Annotated in this window: 6 protein-coding genes; 4 read left to right on the forward strand and 2 right to left on the reverse strand. The window is 62.6% G+C overall.

Going from position 1 to position 5075, the window contains the following annotated elements; genetic code table 11:
• Window positions 1-393: Rossmann-fold NAD(P)-binding domain-containing protein (locus tag AC3XYG_RS40255; RefSeq protein ID WP_489145535.1), on the reverse strand; the 393-nt coding region annotated here is incomplete at its 3' end.
• A 12-nt stretch (window positions 394-405) separates the two neighbouring features.
• On the opposite strand from AC3XYG_RS40255, the gene AC3XYG_RS40260 reads away from it, so the two are divergent.
• A complete protein-coding gene (locus tag AC3XYG_RS40260) occupies window positions 406-1047 on the forward strand; it encodes an extracellular solute-binding protein (RefSeq protein ID WP_489145536.1) in 642 nt (213 codons plus the stop codon).
• A 493-nt stretch (window positions 1048-1540) separates the two neighbouring features.
• Here the strand turns inward: AC3XYG_RS40260 and AC3XYG_RS40265 are convergent, their stop codons facing one another.
• Window positions 1541-2365 carry an IclR family transcriptional regulator gene (locus AC3XYG_RS40265; RefSeq protein WP_489145537.1) on the reverse strand — a complete coding sequence of 275 codons (825 nt, stop codon included), beginning with the start codon at window positions 2363-2365 and terminating at the stop codon, window positions 1541-1543.
• A gap of 588 nt (window positions 2366-2953) precedes the next feature.
• On the opposite strand from AC3XYG_RS40265, the gene AC3XYG_RS40270 reads away from it, so the two are divergent.
• From AC3XYG_RS40270 to AC3XYG_RS40280, 3 genes are all read left to right on the forward strand, one after another.
• Window positions 2954-3508, forward strand: coding sequence for a VOC family protein (locus AC3XYG_RS40270; protein ID WP_489145538.1), 555 nt, complete (start codon window positions 2954-2956; stop codon window positions 3506-3508).
• 517 nt (window positions 3509-4025) lie between these two features.
• Entirely contained in the window at window positions 4026-4544 is a 519-nt protein-coding gene (locus AC3XYG_RS40275) for a tripartite tricarboxylate transporter TctB family protein (protein WP_489145539.1), read from the forward strand.
• 24 nt (window positions 4545-4568) lie between these two features.
• On the forward strand, window positions 4569-5075 hold a 507-nt coding region (locus AC3XYG_RS40280), incomplete at its 3' end, for a tripartite tricarboxylate transporter permease (protein WP_489145540.1).

A 5075-nucleotide genomic window follows, 5' to 3' on the forward strand; every position in this document is an offset into this window, starting at 1 on the left:
GCCGATGATGGTGTGCGGCCGGTGCACGCTCCAGGTGAAGCCGTCGCGCGCCGCGGCGGCGAACAGCTCGTCCTCCTGGGCATAGTAGAAATTCTCGATGTCCAGCCGCCCCTGATCCTCGCGGAAGGGCGTCGCGGGCAGGTGGCCTTTGCCATAGGCCTCGAACGGCCCGAGATAGTGCTTGAGGCCGGTGACCAGCGCGACATGGCGCATCGTGCCGGCCGGCCGCAGCGCGTCGAGCAGGTGGCGCACCATCGCGCTGTTGACCCGGATGTTCTCGGCCTCGGTCGCCTGCCGGGCCCACATGCTCATGAACACATGGCTCGGCCGGACCTGGCCCAGCGCCGCGCCGAGCGACGCGCTATCCAGCAGGTCCGCCGCGACCGGGATCACGCGGAGGCGCTGGTGCCGCTGATCGATTCGGATACCGGCCGTACCGTGCTGGACTACATGCATCAGCTGGTCGAGGTCTCGCCACCCGACATCCTGGACATGGCCTGGGACCGGGCGCTGCACGTCTTTCTCACCGGCCGTTCGGCGATGGCCTATTGCTGGACCATGCGCGCCGCCCGCTTCGAGTACGACATCCAGTCCGTGGTCAAGCGGCAGGTCGAATACCTGCCGCAGCCGGCCGGCCCGGGTGGCAGCCGCGTCTCCCCGATCGGCGGCTTCCTGCTCGCGATCCCGTCGAACCTGCCGGAGGAGCGAGTCGACATGGCGGCCGAGGCGATTGCCTGGATGACCTCGCGGGAGGCGATGAAGGCACATGTGAAGAACGGCTTTCCCATCGCCCCGCGCTTCTCGGTGAGTGCCGAACCTGAGGCCGCGGCGAGCTCCCCGATCGTCCGGTTCGTCGACCGCCTGGCCAAGCGCAATTTGCTGCAGACTTGGCAGCGGCCCAACCTGCCGCAATACACCCAGATCGAACATGTCCTGGGCGAAGAGATCCATGACGCCATGACCCGGACGAAGAGCGACGCCCAGGCGCTTGCCGACGCATCGGGACGCATCGAGAAGATCCTGAAAATCCGGCGCGCCTCATGTTGAGTGCCGCGTTTTATGGGCGGCAAGGGGCACGATCCAGCCACGCCCGACGGCATCAAGGTGGGGCTGGCGCGGACATTCGTCAGCCCTAGCCCAATTGTCCATATCGAAATGGCCTGCGGTCATGTCCGCTTCGGGGAGGCGATGTGATAGCCGGTTTCGGCGCAGCCTCGTGGTGCCGTTTTGACCGGGAAAGGCCCGATTCCCTTAGATTCGAGTAACGTCCGCTATCGGGGCACTGAGGCAATGGCCGCAAATGGCGCACAGCAGACTATCGACGGCCTTCCGCCATACTCCGAACCGGACATTGCCACCGACCCAGTCGCCCGGAGACCGGGCCTTCGCTCAGGGACGGGTTGGTCCCATTCGAAAGCCGTCGGGATCCTTCGACCCGGACATCCTTCGCGGCCTCGAACCCAGATCTCATTATCAACATCACTCTGCAAGACGGATGCGGCGCCGGGGCGGGAAAAGCATGTTGGAATATGCGTTGGATTCAATACGGCACGGCGCGGAATTTCTCCTGAACGTCCTTCAGGGCTTTGACGATGCGGGCTTGGCTTTCGGGTTTGATCCTGCTCACGGGAAGTGCTACGGCGATTGCCGCGACTGGTCGCTTGGCGGCATTCACCAGTGCGACCGCAACTGAGCCCACGCCTTCCTCGCTCTCTTCGAGGTTGGTTGCGTAACCCTGTTTGCGGACTTCGTCGAGGGCCTCCTCCAGGGACTGCACCGACGTGATCGAATGGCGCGTCTGAAGCGGCAGATCGCCCGCCGGGTAGAGTGCGCGCACCTGCTCGCGGCCAAGTTCGGCCAGCAACGCCTTGCCGACTGAGGTGCAGTTCGCCGGAAGCACTTGGCCGGTGCGAGCCGCGACGCGAAGCGTATGCTCGCTTTCGATCGCGTCGACGAAGCGGACCATGTTGCCCTCCAGGATCGTCAGATGCACCGTCTCGGCAAATTCTTTCGACAGTGTTTCCATGAACGGACGGGCCTGGGACCGGATGTCCATTTTTTGGACGACCGCAAGCCCGATCTCGACCAGCATCGGCCCCGGGCAATACGCCCGTGACGATTCCTGCCGGACCAGTTCGTATTGAATGAGCATCTGGAGCAGCCGATGCGCCGTGGAATGCGACACGCCGAGATAGGCGCACGCCTCCGTCAATCTGACGCTTTGCTTGTCGCGAAACAGCAGAAGCAGACGTAGCGCGTTTCCCACCGACGAGATCGGATAATTGGGTGAGCGGCCTTCAACGGGGTCCGAGGGCGCCGGGGCGGGCGTTCCTGCTTCTGCTGCATGACGGACACTCTCGGGCATCTCGGGCACCTCTTATCGGCTGAGGGGTCGCTCGCCTGACACTGGCATCACTGCGGCTTCCATGGGTATGCCTATATAGCAGAAACTCTGTCTTGCATGCGGACGAACTCTCGGCCATCATGCAAATACGCTATCTGGATCTCGCGACCCAATCCGATTGCGAACATCGCCGGGAGCGGGGCGGGAATATCGATCGGTCACGCGACGCGGTGACTGCGCAGGACGCATGAAGGCGCCTGCCGAACCTGTCGGAGAGAGTCATTTCTGTCGGAAACAGGCCGGAATGGCTCGTGATCTGATCTCCTGCGAAGACGCTGTCATATCACGAGACATCTCCTAGTTTAATGTAATGAAATAGACTTGTCAATGATATTTGTTTCGGCGACAGATCTCTGCATCGACTACCCGCAGTCGAGCCCTGAGGTGTCGAAGACAAGCAGATCTGACTAGGACGAGAAGAAGAAGGCTGTTCTGGAAGGATGCCAGATTCCTCTGATCGACGGAGCGCGTCTCCGTCGAATGCGGGAGATTTTATCTTCAACGTGTGGAGAGGATGCCGCACGACGTGCGGATCCGTCGGAGAATATCATGAAGTCTCGTATCGTTCACATCGCGCTGAAGTGCGGGGACAACGAATCTCTTGAGGACGCGACGACGTTCTACGAGGGAATTTTCGGAATCTACCAAACGAAGAGCAAGCATGCTCGTGGCCATCTTTCCCGGCATATGACCGATGGCAATATCGACCTCGCCCTGATGCTCTACGACAGCGAGGATGAGAAGGAGGCCAAGCTGGCCGGCGCCGGCCCCCGGATCCATCACATCGGCATCGAGGTCGAGGATCGGCCGAGCATGATCAAGAAGATCGAAGACAATGGCGGGTCGATCTATTCCGATCGTGCCGAGGGCGCGCTCAAGTACCGCTCGGCGGATGGCACGCTCGGCGAAATCGTCGCGCCTGGCCGCTACGACAAGAAGGAGCCCAGCAAGCTGTCGCGCATTTCGCGCGTCACGCTGCAGGTGAACGATCTCCAGAAGGCGACGGCTTTTTACAAGAATGTGTTCGGGTTCGCCGAAGCCCCGGCTTCGGCCGCGGGGAGTGTCGAGCTGACAGACGGCGAGACCGCGCTCAACCTCGTCTAAGGCAGGGATCTGCCGGCGATCGAATCGTGGAGCCTCGCCGTTCCGGACGTTGCTGCGACGACCGAGAAGGTCAAATCCCAGGGCGGCGTCCTGCTGGCGTCCTCCGGAAGCGGCAGTCAGAAGTTCCGCGGCCCGGACGGCAATGTTGCCGAAGTGGTCGTCGCGGCGGGCTGATCGCCATTTCGATCGGCTCCGGGGCGGCGCATGGCGTCCCGGAGACGTGATCGCGCTCAAGCGGGCCCGGGCGGGTTGGTCGGAACGAACACGATCGGCGACATAGCCTGTTCTGAACCCGTCTGCGTCTCGTCAAACGTAGCCTACTGAAATCCCTGATAATTTGCCCGGCCCGGGCTCTTCGCCCCGCACTGCGGGACAGTGCATCCATCGATGCGCGCTCGGACGAGGATGGCGACATCCGGCCGCTGCTGCCGCTGGCAATCTTGACACCCTTCGCCGTCTCCTCGTATCGTCTTTCCGCCAGAAAGAAATAATTTCTGCAAAGAGGGAGGCCTGACCCGTGCGCAAGGCTGATTTCGTCTTCGGTATCGTCGTCTGCCTGGCGGGTGTGGGGGCTCTCATCCTCGCGCTCCAGATGCGGGCCTTTGCCGGCGGCATCCCGGGGCCCGGGTTTTTTCCGGTGCTGGTGTCATCGGGATTGGCCGTTCTGGGGGCGATCCTGGCCTGGCAGAGCCTGCAGGCGAGGGGCGTCGAGGTTCGGGCGGTGGGGCCGGTGTCCGCCGTGGAAGCGCGCCACCGGCATCTGTCGACCGACGACCAGGGCGGTCCGTCCTTCCTGCGGACAGTGGCAGTCTGGTGCGGCTATGTGGCCATGGTGCCGCTGCTCTATTTCCTCGGCTTCACGCTCACGATGATGCTGCTGATGGCCTACCTGCTGTTCATAGTCGAAGGGCGTCGCACAGTCGCCACCGCGGCGGCCGTCATTGTCGTTCCCGCTGCCGTCTACTCGCTGTTTGCCGACCTGCTGCAGATCGACCTGCCGTCGGGAATGCTGCACCTCGGCGTGCTCGGCATCTGATCAATCCATCAGACGGAAACGCCAATGCTTATCCTCCATCAATTGCTCGATGGCTTTGCCACGGCGCTGTCATTCAATAATCTTGCCTGGATGATCGGCGGATCCATCCTCGGGACGCTGATCGGTATTCTTCCGGGGCTGGGCAATCCAGCTGCGGCGCTTGCCATTCTTCTGCCGCTGACCCTGCGGCTCGAGCCGACCACCGGCATGATCATGATGGCGGGCATCTATCATGGCGCCAAGTTTGCCGGGGCCACCACGGCCATCCTGCTGAACATCCCGACCGAAACGTCCTCGATCGTGCTCTGCTACGATGGTCACGCGCTCGCGAAAAAGGGGCGTGGCGGCCCCGCGATGGGCATGTCCGCCATTTCCGGCTTCATCGCCAGCACGGTCGGCGTGTTCGCGCTGACGTTTGCCGCACCGTGGGCCGCGGATCTGGCCATCAACTTCGGGCCGCCCGAATTCGCCATGCTGATGCTGTTCGGGTTGTTGCTGGTTGTGAGTCTGACGGGCAAGAACCCGGTAAAG

The organism is Inquilinus sp. (assembly GCF_057815775.1).